Raw genomic sequence first — 23,874 nt, 5'->3', positions numbered from 1 at the left:
TTATTTAATGATATTTACTTAAATAATTAACCTTTATCTCGCGCTCTTAAATACTTACAGCCGCTCAACCAATCGATTTCCGAATTTCATATTTTATTCAAGGAAATGAACTATGGGCACTCGTTTAAGACGCAGAGCATTTACGTTAATTGAACTTCTGGTCGTCATCGCCATTATTGCAATCCTGATTGCATTACTCTTACCGGCGGTACAGCAGGCACGGGAAGCAGCCCGACGCTCTCAGTGCAAAAACAATCTCAAACAACTGGGACTCGCGTTCCACAACTACCATGACACTTTTGGATGTCTCCCCAACGGCAGCCATCCGACTCCTTCCTACCCCGGTGGTGGCTACCACATGGGCTGGGCTCCCAAAATCTTTCCTTACATCGATGAAGCGCCCCGGGTGCATGCGATGCAGGGGTTTTCCAAAAACCCGATTACCGAACTCGGCCCCTGGCGACTGGATGGCGCACCGCATAACGGCAGGAGTGAAATCTGGGGACCGATTCCGGTCTTTTCCTGTCCCTCTTCCGCATTGGGCAATCGGTCACCTGACATCGTGAATTCGACGCTCCCCTGGATTGCCACTCAGGGCGCCCTGCACTATCGCGCCTGTGCCGGGCGCGTAGACGATGTCACCAACCCTTCGGATGGGAATAACTGGCGCTGGGCCAATACCGGTCTGATGTATCCGTTGAGTAACACCAAATTCCGGGACGTCATTGACGGCACAACCAATACGATCCTGCTCGGGGAATCATCCTCTTCGTACGGCTGGTCCTCTTCCATGAAAGCTGGCTGGGGAGGCATCCAGCCCTGGACCTGGGGCATCTACTGGTATACCGATACCAGGCGACTCATGCTGGACAGCAAGAACATCCAGTTCCCCATTAACTATCGCGGTGATTTTGGGACGAACCACACCCCCTACACCAGTTATCATGTCGGTGGGGCACACTTCATGATGGCCGACGGTTCCGTCCACTTCATCAGTCAGAATATCGATCTCGGACTGTTTAAGGGACTGGGCACCAGGGCCAAAGGCGAAGTTCTGGGTGAATGGTAAAAGACACCTTTACCACATGCATTCTCCCGGGAAGTACAGACCGTCTTTCCGGGAGAAATGCACCTGAGCTCAAAATGATTTCGATCAATCCGCCACTCCTCACTCTACTATCAGGGTAATTCAGATGATCTCCAGATACTTACCTTTATCCCTCAGAAAATACCGCGTCGGTATCGTTCAGGCTGCCATGTTCGGACTGCTGATCTCTGTCTGGGGCTGCGGTGACGGTCACCCGGCACGATCCCCGGTCACCGGTACTGTCAGCTATAACGGAAAACCACTCAGCATTGGTTCGCTGGTTTTCATTCCCGTCAGCGGTGGTCCGCCGGCACAGGGTAAAATCGATCGCGACGGCAATTATTACATGGGAACCTTCGATGAAGATGACGGCGTGATCCCCGGCAGCTACAAAGTCATGATCACGGCTCTCACCAGTCCTGGCGGTTCCGGTCTTCCCGAAGACGCGGTCGACGGAAATGCCGGCCCCATGTCTGTCATTCCCGAATGGTATGGCGATATGGAAAAGTCCGGGCTGCTGGTCATGGTAGAACCGGATAAGGACAACACCATTGATTTCCCGCTGACCGATGACAAACCCAAGGAGACAAACTGAATTCGTCTTCGCATTCACTCCGGACCTGCAGTAGTCACAATCATCGTCTGCTGCAGGACTGGAGACTGACTTTCACCCCTGCACTGTAAATCGGCTTCTTCCTACTGTCGCGCGATCGGAGTGCAGGAAGTCAATCCAGCATCCTCCCCTCTCCCGCTGTTCGTGAATCTACCGGAATAGTGGCTTGCTCCCTGTCATAACTCTCTATAATAGTAGATACTGCCGTCATCACACTCTATTCTTACCATTTCGGAAATCAGCTTTCGTTCAAAGCCCGATATCCCATAAAGATCGTTCATGACTACACATTCGCACTCCAGTCGCCAGCAGTTCGAAGAATATAAAACGGAATTTCGTGAAACCCAGCTCACGGCACAGAAAAAACAGGCCAACCGGGACCGCTCTTCCGGGGAACTGGTCCGCAGCTTTCTGGGACTGCTTAAGAACTACCGCGCGTCGGTTCTGTTCTCCCTGGGTACGCTCACGATCGCGACACTGCTCGCGTTGATTCCCCCTGCCGCTACTAAATTTGTGGTCGACTATGTACTCGATCAGAAACCGCTGCCCGTCGACCTTCCCACCTGGATCCCTCACGAGCCCTGGCCGCTGCTGGTCACAATCACCGTCGGCGTGATCCTGATCTCGATGGTCCGGATCGCGCTGCAGATCTGGGGCCGCTGGCATGCGACACGCATCACCAAGCTGATTCAGATGAAAGTCCGCAAGCTGGTCTTCGCACACGCCGTCCGTCTCCCCCTGCATCGCGTTCAGGAACTCAAATCGGGCGGCGCGACCAGCATCCTCCGCGAAGATGCCGGCAGCGTCGGCGAACTGGTATTCGGCATGCTCTACAATCCCTGTCGCGCCATTATCCAGTTGCTGGGCAGTCTGATCATCCTGGCCTTGGTCGACTGGCGATTGCTGCTCGGTGCGCTGTTTCTGGTTCCGCTGGTCTACCTCACACATCGGACCTGGATCAGTCGCATTCGTCCGCAACATCGTAAAGTCCGCCAGCAGCGGGTCGCCGTCGATGCTCTGGCGACCGAATCGTTTGGCGGCATGCGCGTGGTCCGTGCGTTTGGCAGGCAACGCTCCGAAACCACCCGCGTCCTCCGCGGCAATCACCTGATGGGCCGCCAGGAACTCTATGCCTGGTGGTGGTCGCGGCTGATTGAAATCGTCTGGGAAACACTGATCCCGGTTGCCTCCGCCTGCCTGCTGCTCTACGGAGGCTGGCAGGTTCTGCAGGGACAGCTCACCCTGGGGGACCTGGTCATGTTCCTGGCCTACCTGCTGATGCTGCTCGGACCACTGGCCATGCTCGCCCAGAGTGCCGCCCAGTTCCAGAACAGCCTCTCCGGCCTGGATCGCGTGCTCGATCTGCTCGACGAGCCGCGTGAAATGGAATCAGAGACAGCCAGGAGCATTACCCGCGCTGAAATCGAAGGGCGGATCACCTTCCAGGATGTCAGCTTCCAGTACCCCGGTTCACTGCAGTACGCCCTGCAGGAGATCTCGATCGATATCGAACCGGGCGAAACCATCGCGCTGGTCGGTCCTAGTGGAGCCGGCAAAACAACGTTCTGTAATCTGGTCGCCCGATTTTATGATCCCACCGCCGGTCAGGTTCTGCTCGATGGACAGGATCTGAAAAATCTCGACGTGGAAAGCTATCGGCACCTGATCGGCGTCGTGGAACAGGATGTCTTTCTGTTTGACGGATCGGTGGCCGAAAATATCGGCTACGGCAACCGGCATGCTTCACTGGAAGAAATTCAGCACGCCGCCGAAATCGCTAATGCCGATGAATTCATTCAACAGTTGCCTCAAGGCTATCAGACCGTGATCGGAGAACGGGGCGTCAAGCTGAGTGGCGGACAACGACAGCGACTGGCCATCGCCCGGGCGATTCTGGCCGACCCCAGAATATTAATTCTTGATGAAGCGACCAGTAATCTGGACACCGAAAGCGAACGTCTCATCCAGGACAGCCTCGGCACGCTGATGCAGCATCGCACCTGCTTTGTCATCGCGCATCGCCTGAGCACGATTACACATGCCAATCGCATTGTCGTGTTCGAAGGGGGACGCATCACCGAAACAGGCACACATGAAACGTTGATGGAATCAGAGGGTAAGTATCGCGAAATGGTGCTGCTGCAGACCAGCCCCGCTGAAGTGAGCTGAACTTACATGACCTGCAGGGAAACAATCAATTTCTGAAATCCCCAGTGTCGCATCCGGTTCCAAATTGAAAAGCCCCTCACCCATGCGTACAATTTGATGTATAGCGTGTATTTTCCCGCCTCAATTTCCCACAGTGATCAAATTTGAAATCTACAAAACCGACGGCGACGTTTATCCCGTCATCGTTATAACTCACTGTTAGCCCCTTTCGTTTTACTGGTTATATCAAGATCACCGGGCAAACCCCGGAAAGGAAGAGACTCGAATGAAAGTATCGGAACACCGAAGCTACCCGCTCCTGTTGAAGCTCAGCGTTGTTACTGCGATGTTCATGGGACTGACCTGTGCACAGTCAGGCACAGCACAGGCTGCAGAGAAAAAATCCAACAAGGTGCAACTGGGAACAGATGAACTGACCCTGGGCGTCCCCGGCAAAGGTCCTCTCACCAAAGCCGAAATCAAGGAATGGCTCGACAATCCTGAAAACCACCAGATTCTGGAAGTCACCCTGCCCCTGGGCCTCAGCGCCGGTCAGGCACAAATGAAAGGGCTCAAAGAAAATCCGCTGACCCGGGCCAAAGTCGAACTGGGCCGCCAGCTCTATTTCGACACGCGGCTCTCCAGCGACAACACCATCAGCTGTGCCAGCTGCCATCATCCCGATGAAGGCTGGGGCCGACATACCCAGTTCGGTATCGGCGTCCGTGACCAGGAAGGGGGCCGCAACTCGCCCATCAGTTACAACCGGATTCTGAGCGGTCCGCAATTCTGGGATGGTCGCGCTGCAACTCTGGAAGCCCAGGCCGTCGGTCCGATCGCCAACCCGATTGAAATGGCAAACACACACGAGAATGCCGTCAAAACACTCAAGAAGATCCCCGGATACAAAATGCAGTTCAAAAAGATCTTCAAGGATGGTGTCACCATCGATAACGTGGGGAAAGCCATCGCGGCCTTCGAACGGGCCGTGGTCACCGGACCGTCTCCCTTCGACTACCAGGAACAGCTCAAGCCGTTCCTTAAACTCGACAAGGAAGATCTGGAAGACTTGAAGGAAGAATACGAACCGGCGCTGGCGATGGCGAAAAAACATCCCATGTCGAAAAGCGCCAAGCGGGGCATGGACCTGTTTTTCAGCGAAAAGGTCAACTGTGCCGCCTGTCATCTGGGCCCGAACCTGGCCGATGAAAAATATCACAACCTCGGCGTCGGCATGGATGCGAAGAAACCGGACCTGGGTCGCTATGAAGTCACCAAAGCTGAAAAAGACAAAGGTGCTTTCAAGACTCCCACGATTCGCAACGTCGCACTCAGCGCACCTTACATGCACGATGGATCGCTGGAGACGCTGGAAGAAGTCGTGGAACATTATAACAAAGGGGGAACTCCTAACCCCTGGCTGAGTGAAAAAGTCAAAAAGCTGAACCTGTCCGATCAGGATAAAAAAGATCTCGTCGCCTTCATGAAAGCCTGCACCGGCCCCTTCCCGAAAGTGGAAACGGGACGGCTGCCGGAATAAGACAGATCAGAATCAGCTCCGTAACTTCCACAGCCCGGTTTTCGAACCGGGCTGTTTTTTTATCAGTGTAAAACAGCATCCCTCAGCCGGAAGTCGCTGTAACTCGATTGATATTGGGAAACGAAAACGGATATCCTGTTAACTGGTTCTCGAAAGCGGACGCTCAGAGAACAATGACATCACAGCTTCTTGACTCTTGTTTTAAGGCCCACCATTGTCCGGTGTTCTGGAAGTCATCGTATTGACCATTCTGGCCGGGATCACGATTCCCATCGGAGGATTCCTCGCCCAGATTGAACGGATTCATCCCCGCTGGCTGGAACAGGAATTCCGGCACTCCATCATCGCCTTTGGGGGAGGCGTGCTGCTGGCAGCCGTCGCGCTGGTGCTCGTTCCCGAAGGCATCTCCGATCAGCCTCCCCTGGTCGCGGCAGCAGCCCTTCTCTGTGGCGGCGTCTGCTTTATGATCATCGATCGCATCCTCGCCACCCATAAAAACTCTGCTTCGCAGCTGATCGCCATGCTGCTCGATTTTGTCCCGGAATCCATGGCCCTGGGGGCATCCTTTGCCATGAATGGAGAATCAGTCGGACTGCTGCTGGCGATCCTGATCGGCCTGCAGAACCTCCCGGAAGGCTTCAATGCCTACCGCGAGTTGAAGACGTCCACCACCATGAATAAAAAACTGATCCTGCCGGGCTTCTGCCTGCTGGTCCTGCTCGGTCCCCTCTCGGGACTGACCGGATATTACCTGCTGGCACTCATCCCCCGCATGGTCGGCATGATCATGCTCTTTGCCGCCGGTGGTATTCTGTACCTGACGTTTCAGGATATCGCCCCCCAGGCCAAACTCGAGCGACGCTGGGCCCCTTCCCTGGGAGCAGTCCTGGGATTTGTCTTCGGTCTGATCGCTCAGATGGTCATCGCCTGACACACTTTTTTCAGATCCACAGCAGACCAGATCGGACTGTCGTGATATAATAAAGCACTAGCTTGCAGCACAACATCCGCCGAGCTGTGCGGGCAAAACTCATCACAAATCAAAGGGTCCTCAGTGACAGACACCCCCTCTGCCTCTTCGGGTACACCACTCTGGAAATCTCTGGAAACCGTCATCGCCATCTTCACGATCATCATGATCGTGGTCTACCTGTTCCTGCGCTATGGCTGGGGTGGTTCGGAAACAATCCAGAACCTGCCTCTCTGGTCGGTCCTGCTGCTGGGCGGCACGCCGCTGGTCTGGGGCCTGCTGGTCAAAATGGTACATCGTGAGTTCGGCTCCGACCTGCTCGCCGGCATCTCCATCGTGGTTTCGGTGATCCTGGGAGAGTATCTCGCCGGCTCCCTGGTGGTGCTGATGCTCTCGGGAGGCGAAGCCCTGGAAGCGTACGCCGTCCGCAGTGCCTCGTCCGTGCTGCAGGCCCTCAGTAAACGCATGCCCTCCGTAGCTCATCGGAAAACCGATTCCCTCATTGAAGATATTTCACTGGATCAGATCGAGATCAACGATACGATCGTGATCTTCCCGCATGAGATCTGCCCCATCGACGGCGTCGTCCTCGAAGGGCACGGCGTGATGGATGAATCCTATCTCACCGGGGAGCCCTACATGATGTCCAAAACCCCGGGATCGCAGGTGCTGTCCGGGGCCATCAATGGTGAAGCCGCCCTGATCGTCCGCGCGGAAAAACGCGCCGTCGATTCGCGATATGCCCGGATCATGGAAGTCATGCAGGCTTCCGAGCAACATCGTCCCCACATGCGGCGACTGGCTGATAAACTGGGGGCCTGGTACACCCCCCTGGCGGTTCTCATCGGCATCGCTGCCTGGGCACTGTCGGGAGATCCGGTCCGCTTCCTGGCAGTGATGGTTGTCGCGACTCCCTGTCCGCTGCTCATCGCGATCCCGGTGGCGATCATCGGCTCCATCTCCTTGGCTGCCCGCAGAGCGATCATCGTCCGCGATCCCACTTCACTCGAAACCGCCGACACCTGTCGTACCATCATCTTCGACAAAACGGGCACGTTGACCTACGGCGAACCCCAACTCACCGAACAGCTCTACGCCCCCGGTTTTCACGGTTCCGAAGTCCTCTCCCTGGTCGGCAGCCTGGAGCAGTTTTCCAAGCATCCACTCTCGCAGGCCATTCTCGATGCCATGCAGGCCGCCAAAGCGGTCGTCCATGAAGCCACAGAAATCAGCGAGCCTCCCGGCCAGGGTCTGCGGGGAACCGTCGCCGGTCGTTCCATTGAGATCACCAGCCGTAAAAAACTGCTCAAACAGCAACCGGAACTTGAGTCGCAATTACCGGAACAGGTCGGGGGCCTGGAATGTGCGATCCTGATCGACGATCAATACGCGGGCACCTACCGCTTTCGGGATACGCCCCGCACCGATGGTCTCTCCTTCATCAATCACCTTTCTCCGAAACATCAATTCCAGCGGATGATGCTGGTTTCCGGAGATCGCGAATCAGAAGTCCGCTATCTGGCCGAGCAGGTCGGCATCGATGACGTCTATTTCAGCCAGAGCCCCGAGCAGAAACTCGAAATCGTCAACGACGAAACAGCGCAAGCGAATACCATCTTTGTGGGCGACGGCATCAACGACGCCCCGGCGCTCGTCGCTGCCACCGTCGGCGTCGCCTTTGGACAGAACAGCGACGTCACTACCGAAGCGGCTGACGTGATCGTGATGGACAGCTCACTGCAGAAGATTGACGAGTTCCTGCACATCAGCCGCCGCATGCGGCGCATTGCCCTGCAGAGCGCCATCGGAGGCATGGGCCTGAGTCTCCTGGGCATGCTGCTGGCCGCCTTTGGTTATCTGCCCCCGGTCGCAGGCGCGATCAGCCAGGAAGTCATCGACGTCCTCGCCGTACTGAATGCACTGAGAGTCGCCATCCCTCCCAAAGCCCTGATCGACTTCAATCCGGACGGACAAGCCTGATCAGATCATTTGGCTTCAAAGCGAATCTCGGGCACCCCGGTCTGCCAGGAAATGATGTAGCGACCATCGGACGTCGGATAGACGACATCCTGCTTCAGATCAAAATCGGTCGGCGAATTGCGCAAACGAAACTGGGGACGTCCCGGAATCATAAATTCGCCGCCGTACTTCACGATCATCTGCGTCCGATCCCCCAGCGAATGGCCGATCGATTTGAATATTTTGCCGTCCAGATCCTGTTTCGCGATAAATTTCGCCTCGACATCCAGGCCGGCATCCTTCATGTTCTGATACATGTCCCGTGCATCCGCATACGGGCAGGTCGTATCTCCAGTGCCATGGATGATCAGAATCTTCGTCTCATGTCCGCGGGCTTTCATCAGTTTCAGATGGTGGGGATTACCCAGGTAACGGATCTCCTGTCCTCCGGGAGTCAGATAGTTGGGAGAACCGGGATCTTTGCTGTAGCGGGCATTCAGACTGCTCCCGCCAGGCAGGTAAAAAGCGATATCGTCCGACAGTCGCGGCATGCCGCAGATATCAACCACCCCGGTAAAGGTGTGCGGTGCCAATTTATTGCACATCAAAGTCACATTCCCGCCGCCGGAGCCTCCCGTCGCATAGATCCGTTTCGCATTGAAGGGAATCTGTTTGTCCTGTAACCCCTTGTAGACAAAAGCCAATGCCCGTAGCGCATCGATCGACTGCAGATAGCCGAAGTCATAAGGGGCGCCCGCCTGTCCCTTCCAGGGTCCGCTCTGCAGATAATCAACCGAAATCGCAATCACATTCAGATCGCGGGTCAGCACACTCGGATTGCCGGCTCCTGAAGTATTTGTCCCACCCCAGTTATGCAGATTGAGGATCAGACCCGTCTCTGCGTTGACCTGCTGCAGACTTTTACCCGGATAGTAGATATAGACTTTGACTTCGCGCGGCCCGGGCTGAAAAGGCCATTCCTGCGTGGCGATGGACACGGTTCCATCTTTGTCCGGCAGTTCCGCTGCCTGCACACTGATGTTGAAAAGCAGGACAAAAAACAGACTCGAATACAGCAGGCAACGGTTCATCTTATGGTCGACCTCGGAAAGTGGATTCTTCAGAATGCGAGCCTCTCAAGCAGTCAGCCCCTCTCTCACTTGACGCTGACTCTCATATCGATCATCGTGAACTGGTTCGCTCGAGTCAATCCCGCCCCTGTTTTCAGAGGAATCTGCTGATGACCGCACTCCCCATCGCCAAGCCCCAGGAACTGAACCTCGATCCGGAACGACTCCAGCAGGCAAATCAGCTGCTGACCGAATGGACCGACGCCGGCGACATTCCCGGCGCCGCGATCGTTGTCGGTCGTCATGGAAAAATGGTCGCCCCCCAGTTCTTCGGCAAGCAGGGACCGGAGAAAAAAGCAGAACCCATTCGCCACGATGGCATGTTCCTGCTCGCTTCCATCACCAAACCCATTGTCTACATGAGTGCCCTGAGACTGGTTGAACGCGGTCAGCTGGTCCTTTCCAATCCGGTGACGCATTACATTCCGGACTTCGCAGCCCATCACAAAGAATCGGTTCTGGTACATCATCTGTTTACGCATACTTCGGGCATGCCCGACATGCTGCAGAACAATGTGGAACTCCGCCAGTCGCATGCCCCCCTGGATCAGTTCATCAAAGGCGCTATCTACGACACCGTTCCCCTCTTCCAGCCCGCGGGCACCGGACTCAGCTACCAGAGCATGGGCACGCTGGTCGTCGCAGAAATCGTACAACGCCTCACCCGCAAAACCATTGCCCAGCATGTCCGCGATGAGATTCTCAAACCGCTCGGCCTGAACAGCACCTGGCTCGGGCGAGGTGATTTCCCCCGCGAGAGGTTAGTCAGGGTCGAGACGCCCGAATACCAGGCCGGTTCGCACTTCGGCTGGAACAGCAATTACTGGCAGGATCTGGGAGTCCCCTGGGGAGGCATGTTCAGCTCACCCGCTGACATGGCCGTCATCTGCCAGTGCATGCTCAATTATGGTGAAGTCCAGGGCACCCAGCTGCTCTCCCGCTCCATGGTCGAGATGGCCACCACGAACCGCCTCAATGATTATCCGGACCTTCCCGAACCGATCCGACGCTCACAACCCTGGGGACTGGGCTGGAGACTGAATCACCCCGGTCAGCGTGGTAGCTGGGGCAATCTACTCGATCGCAGCGTCTTCGGTCACACCGGTGCGACAGGCACCATGGTCTGGATGGACCGTCGACGTGACGGCTTTGCGATCCTGCTCACCACCGCAATTCGCTCGCGCGCTCCCTGGCGGCTGGTGCAGCTCTCTAACATCATTGCCTCTGCATTTATCGAGCCCGGCGATCGCTAGGTAGCGTTTATTTAATAGTTTTCAGGACTTCAACAGCAGAAAAACCAAATTAGCCGCAGGGCGTTAGCCTAATGGTACTTACTTTACTTCATTTTTCTGACGCATCTGATCCTTTCTCTCGTTTTTTGAAGTGAGTTGACTTAGTTCGGCGTCGATACGCTTCCCTTGGATATTTACGTCCCGGTCGATTGGGAAGCTTATCCTGCATGGCGATCCCCAGCGCGAAACGATAGCGTTCTCTCCAGTCGGCGGCCGTGGTATACATGGACGACAGCAGAAACTGCCGGTACGTGGTCCAGGTTCGTTTGAAGCTCATGCGACGGGGAGGCACCTTCACCAGCTCTGCCGCCTGACGCCGGAATTGAACCACCAGATTATAGGATACCATCGAAGTCAGCAGTTCCTTGTGGAACATCTCCACGCTCCGCGCACGAATGTTTTCGGTGTCCAGGACCACTTTGATATTGCGAATATCGGTCTCGACATCGGTCCGCCGCGCATACAGGTCGGACAACATCTCGACTGATTCATCCAGACTGGTTACCAGGTATATCGGCTTCCCTTCCTCCGTTTCGAATTCATGCAGTTGCACCGACAGCACCGCGTCGGCAGGCAAATCGGGATGTTTCTTGCGCTCACTGGGACTGGGCTGCCATTGACAGGACCAGGTCTTCCAGTTCGCGCCTTCATCAACCAGAGTTGCAGTCTTGCGCAGTCGATCGAACCGCTGCTTAGACAGTCGGAACAGGAATGACAGGTCCGCCTGCTGAACCTTGTGGGCCACGGAGAAAATACCATAGCCGGCATCTGCCATGACAATACTGTCAGGGGGCATTTGCGTCAGGCAGTTGTCGATCAGCGCTGTTTCAGACACGGCCTCGGGACCGTACATGGCGCCCACTTCCGGAACCAGGGCAGCGCCGCTGGAGAGTTCATGCGCGACCACCAGTAAAGCCACAGGCCAGACCCCTTCACCGTATTGATTCGAAGCGGGAGGATAAACCTTCTGCAGTTCTGCTTCTGGAGCAAGCGTGATCGTGGTGCCGTCGATCATGAACACGCGACGGTCTTGGAACGACGCCGGCGACGCTTCAATCATGGACTGACTGACCTGCCTGGCAAACCATTCGGCAACACTGCACGGCAGACGCGTTCTGGCCCGGCTGTAGGCGCCTGTATTAAGCGAGAGCGTCCCTTCTGAGACGCGTTTATTATCGGGCAGCAGCTCTGGTTTGGAATCCAGTAGTTTTTTGACAGCCGCTTCCAGAGAGGCATCGGGATTCATCCGCTGATACACGAGCATCCAGAGGACGACACTGGTCGTATAAACGGCGTTCGGATGTGTAGGAAATAACGCGTCGGCCTGGCTCAGGTCGACCAGTTCCTGAATCTGTTCGAAGGCTTTGTCGAATTCCTGATCGAGTTGGGGATCAGCGGGGATCGTTCGTTTTGCACACATGCCAATATGACTCCTTTCTAAAGAAGTTATAAGTTGTGCGCAAATACCATGCCAGTCGCGGCTTTTTTGACGGTTATTTCTAAGGTAAGTGCCATTGGGCGTTAGCCCCGGTTGAAACGACTTTGGTATATTCCATCCGAATTAAGAAACGCTACCTGATGTTGCCCGAAATCTCTCCAGCGACAACATTGATTCATTAAAGTCCTTTGCGCATTCGTTACGATGGAGAGAAAAATACAGGAATTTTTAAATTCACTATGATTCATTTGGGATAAGATAGCCCATCTGGGGCCTGTCCTGATCCGATTTAGAAACAGTTCCGCTTTTTTTCCGAATAGTAATTGATCAATTCACATTCACAAATCACACTATTGAATTATACTGGTAAATCATCAATCCTGAATTGACCGATAACTGATGCCAGGTGAGCACGTTACCGAACGTGCGGACCATTAGAGGTGACGTGTCATTCCAGGTCTGATAAGACACTAAGTCCTCATCCTGACTTAGCCGCTCCTCATCACGAAGCAGACATCTTTAGCATATCAGATTCCAGGCATTGAATATGAACTCTGTGATACCTGTTCTTGACCCCGCGTCGCCACAGGCAGAGGCCATCAACAACTTGTTTCTTCTGGTATTATTAATCAGTGCCGTCATCTTCGCGATCGTGACCGGGCTGATCCTGATTGCCATCTCTAAAGGCCGCCGCAGACAGACGCTGCCCGATCAGGATTTTGGCAGCGAAAAAGCGGAAATCGCCTGGATTGTGGGGCCGGTCGTGATTGTCCTCTGGCTGATCGCCATCAGCGCTAACCTTGTCATCACGCTCAATGCCATCCCCGATGTCGATCCGGATGGCAAAGAGCACGTCGATGATGTGGAACTGATTGTCACCGGGCACCAGTGGTGGTGGGAGGTCGAGTATCCCAAAGCCGGGGTAATCTCCGCCAACGAAATCCATCTCCCCGCCAGTCCCCAAAAGAAATATCGCATCCTCGTCAAATCAGATGATGTGATTCACTGCTTCTGGGTCCCGCAGCTGGGACGCAAAATCGACGCCATCCCCGGACGGGAAAACTACATCTGGCTCCAGGCCAACCAACCCGGAATCTACCAGGGCCGCTGCTCCGAATACTGCGGTGCCCAGCATGCCTGGATGAACTTCAAAGTTATCGGTGAAACCGAAGAAGAATATCAGAACTGGCTGACAGGGCAACAGCAGAAACCGGAACCGACAAAGCTGATCTCCCCATTGGCTATGGCCGGTAGAGAATACTTTTTTAAAGCGACCTGCCCGCGGTGCCACAAGATTGAAGGCACCTCGGCCCAGGCCATGATCGGCCCCGATCTGACTCACTTCGCTTCGCGCATGGAAATTGGTTCTGGAGTCCTGGAAAATTCCACCGAGAATCTGACCCGCTGGCTGAAAGATCCCCAGGCGGTCAAACCCGGCTGTAAAATGCCCAATTTCAAGCTGAGTGAAACCAATCTTAAACAACTCGTAGCCTACCTGGAGACACTCAAGTGACGACAGGATCTGTTGAACAAGCCGACTATGCCGCCCTCGAGTCCCCCGCGAATTACACGCGGCTGCTCGACTGGGTCAGCACGCTGGATCATAAAAAAATCGGCATCATGTACATTCTGACCTCCGTGTTCTACCTCGGAATCGGCGGGTTCGAAGCCCTGCTGATGCGCATTCAGCTGGCGTTGCCCAACAATACATTCCTTTCGCCGAAAATGTTCAACCAGCTGTTCACCATGCACGGCACCACGATGGTCTTCCTGGTGGGCATGCCCGTGCTCACCGGGTTTGCAAACTATTTTGTCCCCCTGATGATCGGGGCTCGCGATGTCGCTTTTCCACGCCTGAACTCGTTCGGCTTCTGGATCTTTTTCTTCGGGGCGGCCCTGTTGCACTTCAGCTTTCTGACGGGCTCTGCCCCCAATGCCGGCTGGTTCAACTACGTACCGCTCTCCACCAAAGCCTACAGCTCCCTGCAGGGGGTCGACTACTGGATTATCGGCTTGCTGCTCATGGGGATCGGCTCCGTCTCGGGGGCGATTAATATCTTCGCCACCATTATCTACCTCCGCGCGCCTGGTATGAGCCTGCAGCGGGTTCCCCTGTTCGTCTGGATGATGCTCATGCAGACGATTCTGATCATCCTCGCGCTCCCCGCACTCAACTCGGCCCTGGCCATGCTGCTCATCGATCGCTGGCTCGGCTCTGCCTTTTTTGATCCGACGCGTGGCGGCTCCGCGGTCCTCTGGCAGCATTACTTCTGGATCTTCGGTCACCCCGAAGTCTACATTCTGATCCTCCCCGGTTTCGGCATGATCAGCGAGGTCATTCCCGTTTTCTCCCGCAAACCAATTTACGGATACACGTTCGTCGCTGCTTCTTCGGTGGCCATCGTCCTGCTCGGCTACGGCGTCTGGGCGCACCACATGTTTGCGGTCGGCCTGGGCATGTATGCCGACATCTTTTTTGCCGTTGGCTCGCTGCTGATCGCGATTCCCACAGGGATCAAAGTCTTCAACTGGACCGCCACCCTCTGGGGCGGGGAAATCAATTTCAATACAGCGCTGCACTTCGCCGTCGCGTTTCTGCTGCAGTTCGTCATCGGCGGGTTGACCGGCATCATGTTCGCCGCCGTCCCCATCGACTGGCAACTGACGGATACCTACTTCGTGGTCGCTCATTTCCATTACGTGCTGATTGGCGGCCTCGTATTCGCCCTGTTCTCAGCCACCTATTACTGGTTCCCCAAAATGACGGGCCGCATGCTCAATGAGCGTCTGGGAATCATCCAGTTCTGGTTGTGGGTCCTCGGCTTCAATATGACATTCATGGTCCAGCACTTCCTGGGCATGATGGGCATGCCCCGCCGCGTTTATACCTATGCAGACAATCCCGGCTGGGCCCTGCTGAACGGCATCGCTTCACTGGGAGCCGTCTTCATGGCGGTCGGGACGTTTGTCTTCCTCTGGAATATCGCCGTCAGCCTGAAAAAGGGGAACATCGCCGGCGACAACCCCTGGGATGCCTTCACCCTGGAGTGGGCCACCACGTCCCCCCCACCGACAGAGAATTTCACCTCGCTGCCGGAAATCAAAAGCCGCCGCCCGGTCTGGGACCTGAATCATCCCGAATCGGCTGACTGGAAATCCGAAAAAACACCCGAAGACAAAGGCAGACGCGGCAACCTCCCCAAGATCGCCGCCTGGGCGTTTATTGCTTCCGAAGCGGTCTTCTTCCTGCTCCTGCTCGTCGCCTTTGTCGTATTTAATACGGAAAGCAAAACAGAAAACGTGACAAATGCCGTACTGGACGTGAAACGGACCGGCATCTTCAGTCTTTTTCTGATCTCCAGCAGCGTTACCTTCTGGCTCGCAGAACGGTTCCTCAAACGGGGGATGCGTTCAGCGTTTCACTATATGCTCGGCTTTACCATCCTGCTGGGAATCATCTTCCTCTGCGGTCAGGCCTGGGAATACACCGGCCTGCTGATGGATAACATCACGATCAATACCGACCTGTTTTCAGCCACGTTCTTTACGGTCACCGGGTTTCACGGAATCCACGTGACCGCGGGTGTGATCGCCCTGGTCGTGATGCTGATCATGGGCCTCAAAGGGAGTCTGACTCCCGATAAATCGCATGTGTTTGGTGCAGTCGGCGTCTATTGGCACTTTGTCGATGTCGTCTGGATTGCCGTCTTTAGTATTATTTATCTGGGATTCCTCCAATGAGTTCATACTTCGATCTCACAAGTGAACTGTGGAAATGGAACTCGCCGATCTGGCTGCTGATCCTGGCCCTGAGCGGACTCTATACCTTCTGCCTGCGGGGACAGTCGGGAAAGCAGATCGCCTGCTTCGCCCTGTCCATGCTCAGCCTCGCGGTAGCCTACGTCTCTCCCATCGGAGTGCTCTCTGACGGCTACCTGTTCAGCGCGCACGTGATCCAGCACCTGATCCTGTTATTAATCGTCCCGCTGCTACTCCTGCTCAGTCTGCCCGGATCCGCGATGGAAAAGCTGTTCGAGAACCCGCTGCTCAATCGCATGGGACACGTGCTGGCAGTCCCCTTCCTCGGCTGGCTCAGTGGCCTGGGAGTCATGTGGTTCTGGCACATTCCCTCTTTCTGCAGTGCCTCGACCGAGAGTTATTCGCTGGGAATCTTTCGCGACGCCACATTCCTGCTGGCCGGCCTCGCGTTCTGGTGGCCGATTTTCTCGCCCGTCAAACGTTTCCATCTGCCGTCCTCGCAGGCAGTGCTCTATCTGTTCTCAGCCTGCCTGGGATGTACCCTGCTGGGAATCTATATCACGTTCACCGTTATCTCGGTCTGCCCCGCCTTTGCCAGTCCAGTCGATCGACTGGGCATCCTGAATATGCTCTATGACCAGGGACTGACACCGGCCGCCGACCAGAAGCTGGGAGGCCTGTTGATGTGGGTCCCCCCCTGCTCGTTGTACGTCTCCGCGATCATGGTGACACTCAGACGCTGGTATGGCGACATGGAACCGCAGCCGGCAGCCGACACGACAGGTTCGCTCAGGGAGGCACATCGATGAACGAGTCCACAACTGCTGAAACAGAAACGACAGAAACTCCGGAACCAGAAATGCGGCCGACCTACGCACCGGCTGCCCTGGCGATGGGAATCATGTTCGCCTTCTGGGGAATCCTCACCCACTGGAGCATGTCTCTCATCGGTGGCCTGATGATGGTCGGCGCTATCTGGTCCTGGATGCATGAGATCCGCAATACATGGAGTGAAACACCTTGAACAGCGATCAGCCCTCAACCGAAAAACCCTGCTGCCAGCAACAGCAGCGCAGAACTTTTCTGGCCCGGCTGTCGATCTGGCTGTCCGCAGTGATCGGAGTTGTGGTCGCCATCCCGGGCATCGGCTTCGTACTGGCCCCCGTGTTCAAAAAGCCGAAATCCAAATGGCGACCGGTCGGAAAACTGGAAGACTTCAAAGTCGACGGGTTTGTCCTGGTGCAGTATGAAGACAGCTCCTCTGTCGCCTGGGCAGGAATCACAGCCAAAGAAGGTGCCTGGATTCGCAGAGCGAGTGAAACCGAGTTTATCGCCTTTTCGATCAACTGCCGACACCTGGGTTGTCCCGTCAGATGGGTCGATGATCCCCGGCTGTTTATGTGCCCCTGTCATGGAGGCGTGTATTACGAAGATGGGACCGTCGCCGCCGGTCCCCCGCCCGAACCACTTAAGCGACTGCAGGTACGCATCAACAATGGTCAGGTTGAAATTGAATCCGGGCCGACACCTCTGACGCTGACCAAAATCACCTGAAATCACCTTTGATAAAGCGAGTATCCGGCTGAATGAGCAAGAAACCTCTGATGCGAACCTGGAACTGGATCGACAATCGGATCGGATTTTCCGACTACATTATGCCGCTCATGGAGCATCTGGTCCCCGACAGTGCCCGCTGGTGGTACATCTTCGGGAGTGCTACGCTTTGCGCATTCATCGTGCAGGTCTTCACCGGAATCTGTCTGGCCATGGCATACGTTCCGGGCGGCGAAAAAACCTACGAAAGCCTCGTCTATATCACCAACACCGCCCCCCTGGGCAATGTACTCCGCGGCATGCATTATTACGGTGCCTCCGCGATGGTCATGCTGGCCGTGATTCATATGATCCAGGTCTACATGCATGCCACCTATAAATACCCGCGCGAAATGAACTGGATGAGCGGCGTGGTCCTGCTGTTCGTCGTGCTGGGCATGGCTTTCACCGGACAGCTGCTCCGCTGGGATGCCAACGGAGTCTGGTCCGTCACTGTAGCCGCGGAAATGGCCGGCAGAACGCCCATCATCGGCCCCACAATCGCGCACTTCATCATGGGGGGAGAAACGGTGGGCGGTTCGACGATCACCCGTTTCTTCGCCATGCACGTCTTTATCATGCCGGCCATTATTTTCGCAGGCATCGGTCTTCACATGCTGCTGATCATGCGGCACGGAATCTCCGAAATGCCCGATCCGAATGATCCCGTCGATCCGGAAACCTATAAAGAAAAATACGAAGAACGCATTCAAAAAACAGGCGTCCCCTTCTGGCCGGTCGCGATGTGGCGGGATGTCATTTTCTCCACCGCAATCGTATTTGTGATCCTGGGCTGTTCCATTTTCCTGGGACCTCCCACCCTCGATCCGCCTCCCAACCCGAGTAGTATCAACGCCAATCCGCTGCCCGACTGGTACTTCCTCTGGTACTTTGCCGTGCTCTCACTGCTCCCCCCCAAACTGGAAACCTGGGTCATTCTGGGAGTGCCGATCCTCGGCTTTATCGGACTGTTCTTCCTTCCCATGATCTCCAACAAGGGACACCGTGCCCCTTCCAAACGCCCCTGGGCCGGCGGTACCGTCATCTTCGGCTCCGTCGCCTTTCTCGTGCTCACGATTTACGGGTATAAAAAACCCTGGTCGCCCGATTTCGGCGTCAAAGAATTACCCGCTTCCGTCGTCGGCACCGATCAGGGCCCCCTCATGCAAGGGGCAAAACTGATGCACATCAAGGGCTGCCTCTACTGTCATGACATTAGCGGCTACGGCGGTCACCGCGGTCCCGAACTGACCGAAATCGGCAAGCTGCTCACCCGCGATGACCTGATCATCCGCATCAACAATGGCGGACATAACATGCCGGCTTTTGCCAGTTCCATCAGTTCTGATGAACTGCACCTGATTGTGGATTTCCTGTTAACCCGGGGAGTGGACCAGGATCAACCCATCCTGAACGGGGACTCTCCCTGAGCAGACTCCGGGTTCAACAATTTTTCAATGCCTTTCTTCTCGTACCTGACTGGTCAATGACATGAGATACCTGCCTTTCATTCTGGTTGTGCTGCTGACCCTGTTGTCATTCATCCTCGGTCTTGCCGTTGATCCCTGGTTCTACTGGCCCCTGATCGTGCTGGCTCCCCTCTCCCTGCTGGGAGTCTGGGACCTTGTCCAGACCCGCCACAGCATCACCCGTAATTATCCGATCATCGCCCACCTGCGATTCATGTTTGAGATGATTCGCCCCGAAATCCACCAGTACTTCATCGAAAGCAATATCGACGGGCGTCCCTTCAACAACGACGAACGCTCCCTGATTTACGAACGCTCCAAAAACATCGACGGCCTCAAACCCTTCGGCACCGAACTCGATGTCTACGGCGACGAATACGAATGGCTCAACCACTCGATGGCTCCCCGCCCACGGTCCAAAGAACTGTTTCGCACAACAGTGGGAGGTCCGGAGTGCAAACACCCCTATTCCTGCTCCATCCTGAATATTTCCGCCATGAGCTTCGGAGCCCTCTCCGCGAATGCAATTCTGGCTCTGAATGGAGGGGCCAAAAAAGGAAATTTCTATCATTGTACCGGCGAAGGTGGCGTCAGCCCCTATCACCTCAAACCGGGGGGCGACCTCGTCTGGCAGATTGGTACCGGCTACTTCGGCTGTCGTAATTCCGATGGAACTTTTAACCCCGATCTGTTTCAGGAACAGGCGGCCCATGAGTCCATCAAAATGATCGAGCTCAAAATTTCCCAAGGTGCCAAGCCCGGTCATGGGGGCGTGCTCCCTGCTGCCAAAATCACCCCTGAGATCGCATCTACCCGTAAGGTGCCCATGGGCGAAGACTGCATTTCACCCCCCGGACACTCCACTTATTCCACCCCCATTGAACTCTGTGAATACATCGGCAAGTTGCGGGAACTGTCTGGCGGCAAACCGGTCGGCTTCAAACTCTGCATCGGGCATCCCAGTGAATTCCTCTGTATCTGTAAAGCGATGATGCAGACCGGCATCCTCCCCGATTTCATCACCGTCGATGGTGGTGAAGGCGGCACCGGGGCAGCTCCCCTGGAATTTTCCGATAACATGGGCATGCCTTTAAAAACCGGGCTGATCTTCGTGCACAACGCACTCGTCGGCTGCAACCTCAGAGACAAAATCAAAATCGCCGCCGCCGGTAAAGTCAGTTCCGCTTTCACACTGGCCCGCTGCCTGGCCATTGGTGCCGACTGGTGTAACGCTGCCCGGGGATTCATGATGTCGGTTGGCTGCATTCAGGCACAAACCTGCCATTCCAATGAATGCCCCGTCGGTGTCGCCACTCAGGACCCGGGACGCCAGCGGGCTCTCGTCGTACCGGACAAAACCGAACGCGCCTATAATTTCCATCACAATACGATGGAAGCACTGACCGAAGTCATCGCTGCCGCCGGCCTGGACCACCCCAGTGAATTACGTCCCTGGCACATCTACCTCCGCCCGAGACGGACCGAAGTACTCTCTTACTTCGAAGCCTTCGATTTCCTCAAACCGGGCGAACTGCTCGAAGACTGCCCCTATCCCATTTACAATAAACTCTGGAGACTGGCGTCTGCAGACACCTTCGAAACACATCACGGCTGAGTCTGATTCGGCTTTTTACGCAGCAGCACCTCCCCGGAGTCCCGCTGAGAAAAACCCGAATACTGTTCAGTAGTATTCCATAAAAGCTTTGATACCATGCCCGCATGGGCACTAGCTTGATTGGACATATCGATTCGGACTGCTTCTACGTAAGCTGTGAAAGAGTAAGATCTTACACACTGCGTGGCGTCCCCTGCGGCGTACTGGGCAACCAGGGAGCCTGCGTCATCGCCAAGAGTTACGAACTCAAATCCTATGGCGTCAAGACCGGGCACCCCATCTGGGAAGCCAAGAAACTCTGCCCGCACGCCGTCTTCGTCAAACGCGATTTCCGCTGGTACGAAGTCATTTCCCGGCGGCTTCTCGATCTGCTCAAAACCGTCAGCCCCCGCGTCGAATACTACAGCATCGATGAAATGTTCTTCGACGCCAGCGAACTCCAGCGCTACTTTCAGCTCCCCCTGCCAGACGCCACCCGGGCCCTGCAGACGCTCGTCCAGGATGAAGTGGGCGTCCCCGTTTCCATCGGCATCGCCCCCTCCCGGGCCCTGGCCAAGCTGGGCAGCGATGCCGGAAAACCGTTCGGCGTGCACATCGTCGACCGGGAGAACTGCGAAAGTTTCCTGCGTTCTCAGCCGGTCGGAGAACTCTGCGGCATCGGTCGGCGGAGCGAACGCAAACTGCAGGACCGCAACATTCACACCTGCTGGGATTTTCGTCAGGCAGACCGCCTGCTGATCCGCGATCTGCTGACGATCAAAGGCGAAGCCCTCTGGTGGGAACTTCGTGGCGACGCCGTCACCCCGATTCAGACCAGCCGCCCTCCCCACAAAGCGATTGCCCGCGGCGGTTCCTGTGGCGGCAAGACCAGCGATCCCGAACGCATCCGCGCCTGGGCCGTCCGCAACATTGAACGACTGATCGAGGCCCTCGACCATCACCGCGTCTACGCCCGGCACATCAGCCTGCAGATCGACGCCAACAAAACCGCGCTCTGGCTGGGACGCACACCGCTGGCCGTCCCCTCGGCTTCCTTTCGCACCATTTACGACGCCGTGATGCCCATGCTGTCCGCCGCCCCGAAAGACCACCTCGTCAGCCACATGCACATCATCGCCGAAAACCTGGTCTGGCGGGACCGGATTCAGAAATCGCTCTTCTTTGAAGACGCCCAGAGCCCCCTGGATGAGCTCAAACGCAACATCAATCAGAAACTGGGCCGCTTCGCGATCCGCAGTGCCGAAACACTGCCGCTGCATGAAATTTATCACGACACCACTCACAACTATGACATCTGTGACGTTTCCGGAAAGATGTGCTTCTGATGTGTACCGCAATCACCCTGGCCTGGCGCGAAATCCCCCGCAAACTGATCCGCCGCTTTCAACTGGAAGAACGTGTCATCCAGCGTTCGGAAGCCGCGGATAAAGAAATCCTGTTCCTGCAGCGACACCGCCAGCCGCTGCTCCCCGTCTTTTACCAGGGGGAACTGCAGATCCTCCCCTGGGGCAATCGTCAGCGAAACAGCAGCGCGCCCCTCGCCTGGTGGTGCGACGTCGCCACGCTCCAGTCGGGTGCCTGGGCCCAGTATCACCCGGAACCGGTCGAAATCCTGGCGAACTTCGGACTCGAACGGGGTGTCTGGTTTCTGATCCGCGAAGGCCTCCAGGGGGTTCTGATCCACGATCAGCGGGAACAGCCCTCTGTCTACCTGCTCCTGCAGCCCGCCTCACACTACTACCAGGTCATGACCGGCTACCACCGCGAACCCGTCTTTCTGGGCGAGCAGATTTGAAAGGAAACCCGGTAAAAGAAAACCGCCTGTTGAGTGAACGGTCATCACGCATTATACTCCAGCAAAACCCCTTCACTCAGGAGAAACAAAGATGAATGGATGCCGACTGTTTACTGCTGCCAGCCTGCTGCTGCTCGCCACGTTCCTGACCGCCTGTCAGAAATCAGCGCCCGCTCCCCAGGAGGAAGAACCAGGCATCACGGCGGAAACCGAAATCATTCCCGAACCGGATGCCGGCTCGGAAAAACAGCAGTTGAACGTCGCTATCAGCGTCGATATCGCCCCCTATGTCATGAAAAATGCCACCACCGGTATCGAAGTCGACATCGCCACCCGGGCACTGCCTGACTATAAGCTCAACTTTATCCAGATGCCCTACGCCAAGCTGCAGTCCGCCGTCGCTGAAGATCAGGCCGACCTCGCTTTGGGCGTGCAGAAGTTCAAAGATGTCGAAGGCATTTTCTACTCCGACAACTTCATCGACTTCACCAATGCCGCGATCACCAAAAAATCAGCTGGTCTGAAAATTGAGAACGTCGCCGCGCTGGCCGATCACAAGGTGTTGACCTGGCAGGATGCGTATCTCGAACTCGGTCCCGAATTCGAAAAACTGTTCTCACCGGACGCCCCCCAGCGAAAGAACTATATCGAAGTCGCCGACCAGGGCCAGCAGGTCAAACAGTTCTGGGAAGACAAAGCCGCCGTCATTGTGATCGACAAAGCGATCTTCAACGCCATCAGCCAGGCGACCGGACACAAGCTGGATGAAGTCGAATACCATGCGATTTTCCCGGACACCACATACTTCAAAGCCAACTTCGAAGAGCCCTCCGTGCGGGATGCCTTCAACACCGGCCTGAAGAAACTCTGCCAGAGCGGGGAATACGCGAAGCTGCTCAAGCAGTACAACATCGACCTGCCCGGCACCATCTGTGACCAGAAATAAAAACCATGACCGGGATTACTTACCTGAAGGGGGACGCTACCCAGCCGCAATCGAAGGGCAACAAGATCATTGCACACGTCTGCAATGATCTGGGCGGCTGGGGCAAAGGCTTCGTACTGGCGATCAGCAAACGCTGGCCCGAACCGGAGGCCGAATACCGGCTGTGGCACCGCCAGCGCGCGAAGAACAGTTTCGGGCTGGGCGAAGTTCAGTTTGTGAACGTCGAAAAATTTATCTGGATCGCCAACATGATCGGCCAGCGCGGCATGAAGACCGGCAGCAAAGGTCCCCCGGTCCGCTACCCGGCCATTGAACAGTGTCTCGCAACAGTCGCCGATAAGGCGGGGGAACTCTCCGCCTCCGTCCACATGCCCCGCATCGGCTGCGGACTGGCCGGCGGCAAGTGGGACAAAATCGAACCCCTGATTCTAGAGACACTCTGCGCCGCTGATATCGAGGTCTTTGTGTACGACTTTGGCGCGTGATTGGGTCAGCTCAATCTCTTCAGACTCTTTCACTT

Annotated in this window: 20 protein-coding genes; 18 read left to right on the top strand and 2 right to left on the bottom strand. The window is 55.9% G+C overall.

What is annotated here, in order from left to right:
- Positions 1–112 precede the first annotated feature (112 nt).
- From Enr10x_RS07400 to Enr10x_RS07375, 6 genes are all read left to right on the top strand, one after another.
- Positions 113–1,069: a DUF1559 domain-containing protein gene (locus Enr10x_RS07400; protein WP_145105681.1), complete on the top strand. Its 957-nt coding sequence runs from the start codon at positions 113–115 to the stop codon at positions 1,067–1,069.
- A gap of 124 nt (positions 1,070–1,193) precedes the next feature.
- Positions 1,194–1,682: a hypothetical protein gene (locus tag Enr10x_RS07395; protein ID WP_145105678.1), complete on the top strand. Its 489-nt coding sequence runs from the start codon at positions 1,194–1,196 to the stop codon at positions 1,680–1,682.
- Positions 1,683–1,979: 297 nt separating this feature from the next.
- Positions 1,980–3,869 carry an ABC transporter ATP-binding protein gene (locus tag Enr10x_RS07390; protein WP_145105675.1) on the top strand — a complete coding sequence of 630 codons (1,890 nt, stop codon included), beginning with the start codon at positions 1,980–1,982 and terminating at the stop codon, positions 3,867–3,869.
- Positions 3,870–4,134: 265 nt separating this feature from the next.
- Complete coding sequence (locus Enr10x_RS07385) at positions 4,135–5,388, top strand: cytochrome-c peroxidase (protein WP_197997508.1); 1,254 nt, start codon at positions 4,135–4,137, stop codon at positions 5,386–5,388.
- A gap of 214 nt (positions 5,389–5,602) precedes the next feature.
- Positions 5,603–6,319, top strand: a complete 717-nt coding sequence (locus Enr10x_RS07380; protein ID WP_145105673.1) for a ZIP family metal transporter — start codon at positions 5,603–5,605, stop codon at positions 6,317–6,319.
- A gap of 204 nt (positions 6,320–6,523) precedes the next feature.
- Positions 6,524–8,338 (top strand): heavy metal translocating P-type ATPase, encoded by a 1,815-nt coding sequence (locus tag Enr10x_RS07375; protein WP_145452622.1) that lies wholly within the window; start codon positions 6,524–6,526, stop codon positions 8,336–8,338.
- A 5-nt stretch (positions 8,339–8,343) separates the two neighbouring features.
- Here Enr10x_RS07375 and Enr10x_RS07370 read toward each other — a convergent pair whose 3' ends face one another.
- On the bottom strand, positions 8,344–9,408 hold the full coding sequence (locus Enr10x_RS07370) for an alpha/beta hydrolase family protein (RefSeq protein WP_145448593.1): 1,065 nt from the start codon (positions 9,406–9,408) through the stop codon (positions 8,344–8,346).
- 149 nt (positions 9,409–9,557) lie between these two features.
- Here Enr10x_RS07370 and Enr10x_RS07365 point away from each other — a divergent pair, with 149 nt between their 5' ends.
- Positions 9,558–10,700, top strand: coding sequence for a serine hydrolase domain-containing protein (locus Enr10x_RS07365; RefSeq protein ID WP_145448592.1), 1,143 nt, complete (start codon positions 9,558–9,560; stop codon positions 10,698–10,700).
- A gap of 88 nt (positions 10,701–10,788) precedes the next feature.
- Here Enr10x_RS07365 and Enr10x_RS07360 read toward each other — a convergent pair whose 3' ends face one another.
- On the bottom strand, positions 10,789–12,159 hold the full coding sequence (locus tag Enr10x_RS07360; RefSeq protein WP_145103899.1) for an IS4 family transposase: 1,371 nt from the start codon (positions 12,157–12,159) through the stop codon (positions 10,789–10,791).
- A gap of 565 nt (positions 12,160–12,724) precedes the next feature.
- On the opposite strand from Enr10x_RS07360, the gene coxB reads away from it, so the two are divergent.
- The 11 genes from coxB to Enr10x_RS07300 all read left to right on the top strand — a co-directional run bounded on the left by coxB (position 12,725) and on the right by Enr10x_RS07300 (position 23,839).
- Complete coding sequence (gene coxB / locus Enr10x_RS07350; protein ID WP_145448591.1) at positions 12,725–13,690, top strand: cytochrome c oxidase subunit II; 966 nt, start codon at positions 12,725–12,727, stop codon at positions 13,688–13,690.
- Positions 13,687–15,918, top strand: a complete 2,232-nt coding sequence (gene ctaD, locus Enr10x_RS07345; protein WP_145105661.1) for a cytochrome c oxidase subunit I — start codon at positions 13,687–13,689, stop codon at positions 15,916–15,918. The genes coxB and ctaD overlap by 4 nt, the downstream gene beginning before the upstream one ends.
- On the top strand, positions 15,915–16,745 hold the full coding sequence (locus Enr10x_RS07340) for a cytochrome c oxidase assembly protein (protein ID WP_145448590.1): 831 nt from the start codon (positions 15,915–15,917) through the stop codon (positions 16,743–16,745). The genes ctaD and Enr10x_RS07340 overlap by 4 nt, the downstream gene beginning before the upstream one ends.
- Positions 16,742–16,960: a hypothetical protein gene (locus Enr10x_RS07335; RefSeq protein ID WP_145448589.1), complete on the top strand. Its 219-nt coding sequence runs from the start codon at positions 16,742–16,744 to the stop codon at positions 16,958–16,960. The genes Enr10x_RS07340 and Enr10x_RS07335 overlap by 4 nt, the downstream gene beginning before the upstream one ends.
- Positions 16,957–17,490 (top strand): QcrA and Rieske domain-containing protein, encoded by a 534-nt coding sequence (locus tag Enr10x_RS07330; RefSeq protein WP_145448588.1) that lies wholly within the window; start codon positions 16,957–16,959, stop codon positions 17,488–17,490. Before Enr10x_RS07335 ends, Enr10x_RS07330 begins: the two co-directional genes overlap by 4 nt.
- A 32-nt stretch (positions 17,491–17,522) precedes the next feature.
- Positions 17,523–18,959, top strand: a complete 1,437-nt coding sequence (locus Enr10x_RS07325) for a cytochrome b N-terminal domain-containing protein (protein WP_145448587.1) — start codon at positions 17,523–17,525, stop codon at positions 18,957–18,959.
- Positions 18,960–19,020: 61 nt separating this feature from the next.
- On the top strand, positions 19,021–20,613 hold the full coding sequence (locus Enr10x_RS07320; protein WP_145448586.1) for an FMN-binding glutamate synthase family protein: 1,593 nt from the start codon (positions 19,021–19,023) through the stop codon (positions 20,611–20,613).
- Between the two features lie 116 nt (positions 20,614–20,729).
- A complete protein-coding gene (locus tag Enr10x_RS07315; RefSeq protein WP_145448585.1) occupies positions 20,730–21,938 on the top strand; it encodes a DNA polymerase Y family protein in 1,209 nt (402 codons plus the stop codon).
- Positions 21,938–22,408, top strand: coding sequence for a hypothetical protein (locus Enr10x_RS07310; protein ID WP_145448584.1), 471 nt, complete (start codon positions 21,938–21,940; stop codon positions 22,406–22,408). Before Enr10x_RS07315 ends, Enr10x_RS07310 begins: the two co-directional genes overlap by 1 nt.
- A gap of 91 nt (positions 22,409–22,499) precedes the next feature.
- Positions 22,500–23,354 carry a substrate-binding periplasmic protein gene (locus Enr10x_RS07305; RefSeq protein WP_145448583.1) on the top strand — a complete coding sequence of 285 codons (855 nt, stop codon included), beginning with the start codon at positions 22,500–22,502 and terminating at the stop codon, positions 23,352–23,354.
- Between the two features lie 5 nt (positions 23,355–23,359).
- Complete coding sequence (locus Enr10x_RS07300) at positions 23,360–23,839, top strand: macro domain-containing protein (protein ID WP_145448582.1); 480 nt, start codon at positions 23,360–23,362, stop codon at positions 23,837–23,839.
- Positions 23,840–23,874 lie beyond the last annotated feature (35 nt).

Origin of the sequence: Gimesia panareensis (genome assembly GCF_007748155.1) — a bacterium.
Taxonomy (GTDB): Bacteria; Planctomycetota; Planctomycetia; order Planctomycetales; family Planctomycetaceae; genus Gimesia; species Gimesia panareensis.
Note: the sequence above shows the minus strand (reverse complement) of the source record. Positions and strands in the feature narration are given on the sequence as shown.

Coding starts and splice junctions, on each gene's coding strand:
- Enr10x_RS07340 (WP_145448590.1), top strand. CDS start 15,915: ATGAGTTCATACTTCGATCTCACAAGTGAACTGTGGAAATGGAACTCG.
- Enr10x_RS07365 (WP_145448592.1), top strand. CDS start 9,558: ATGACCGCACTCCCCATCGCCAAGCCCCAGGAACTGAACCTCGATCCG.
- Enr10x_RS07390 (WP_145105675.1), top strand. CDS start 1,980: ATGACTACACATTCGCACTCCAGTCGCCAGCAGTTCGAAGAATATAAA.
- Enr10x_RS07325 (WP_145448587.1), top strand. CDS start 17,523: ATGAGCAAGAAACCTCTGATGCGAACCTGGAACTGGATCGACAATCGG.
- Enr10x_RS07360 (WP_145103899.1), bottom strand. CDS start 12,159: ATGTGTGCAAAACGAACGATCCCCGCTGATCCCCAACTCGATCAGGAA.
- Enr10x_RS07400 (WP_145105681.1), top strand. CDS start 113: ATGGGCACTCGTTTAAGACGCAGAGCATTTACGTTAATTGAACTTCTG.
- Enr10x_RS07300 (WP_145448582.1), top strand. CDS start 23,360: ATGACCGGGATTACTTACCTGAAGGGGGACGCTACCCAGCCGCAATCG.
- Enr10x_RS07370 (WP_145448593.1), bottom strand. CDS start 9,408: ATGAACCGTTGCCTGCTGTATTCGAGTCTGTTTTTTGTCCTGCTTTTC.
- Enr10x_RS07395 (WP_145105678.1), top strand. CDS start 1,194: ATGATCTCCAGATACTTACCTTTATCCCTCAGAAAATACCGCGTCGGT.
- Enr10x_RS07320 (WP_145448586.1), top strand. CDS start 19,021: ATGAGATACCTGCCTTTCATTCTGGTTGTGCTGCTGACCCTGTTGTCA.
- Enr10x_RS07305 (WP_145448583.1), top strand. CDS start 22,500: ATGAATGGATGCCGACTGTTTACTGCTGCCAGCCTGCTGCTGCTCGCC.
- Enr10x_RS07375 (WP_145452622.1), top strand. CDS start 6,524: ATGATCGTGGTCTACCTGTTCCTGCGCTATGGCTGGGGTGGTTCGGAA.
- Enr10x_RS07385 (WP_197997508.1), top strand. CDS start 4,135: ATGAAAGTATCGGAACACCGAAGCTACCCGCTCCTGTTGAAGCTCAGC.
- Enr10x_RS07335 (WP_145448589.1), top strand. CDS start 16,742: ATGAACGAGTCCACAACTGCTGAAACAGAAACGACAGAAACTCCGGAA.
- Enr10x_RS07310 (WP_145448584.1), top strand. CDS start 21,938: ATGTGTACCGCAATCACCCTGGCCTGGCGCGAAATCCCCCGCAAACTG.
- coxB (WP_145448591.1), top strand. CDS start 12,725: ATGAACTCTGTGATACCTGTTCTTGACCCCGCGTCGCCACAGGCAGAG.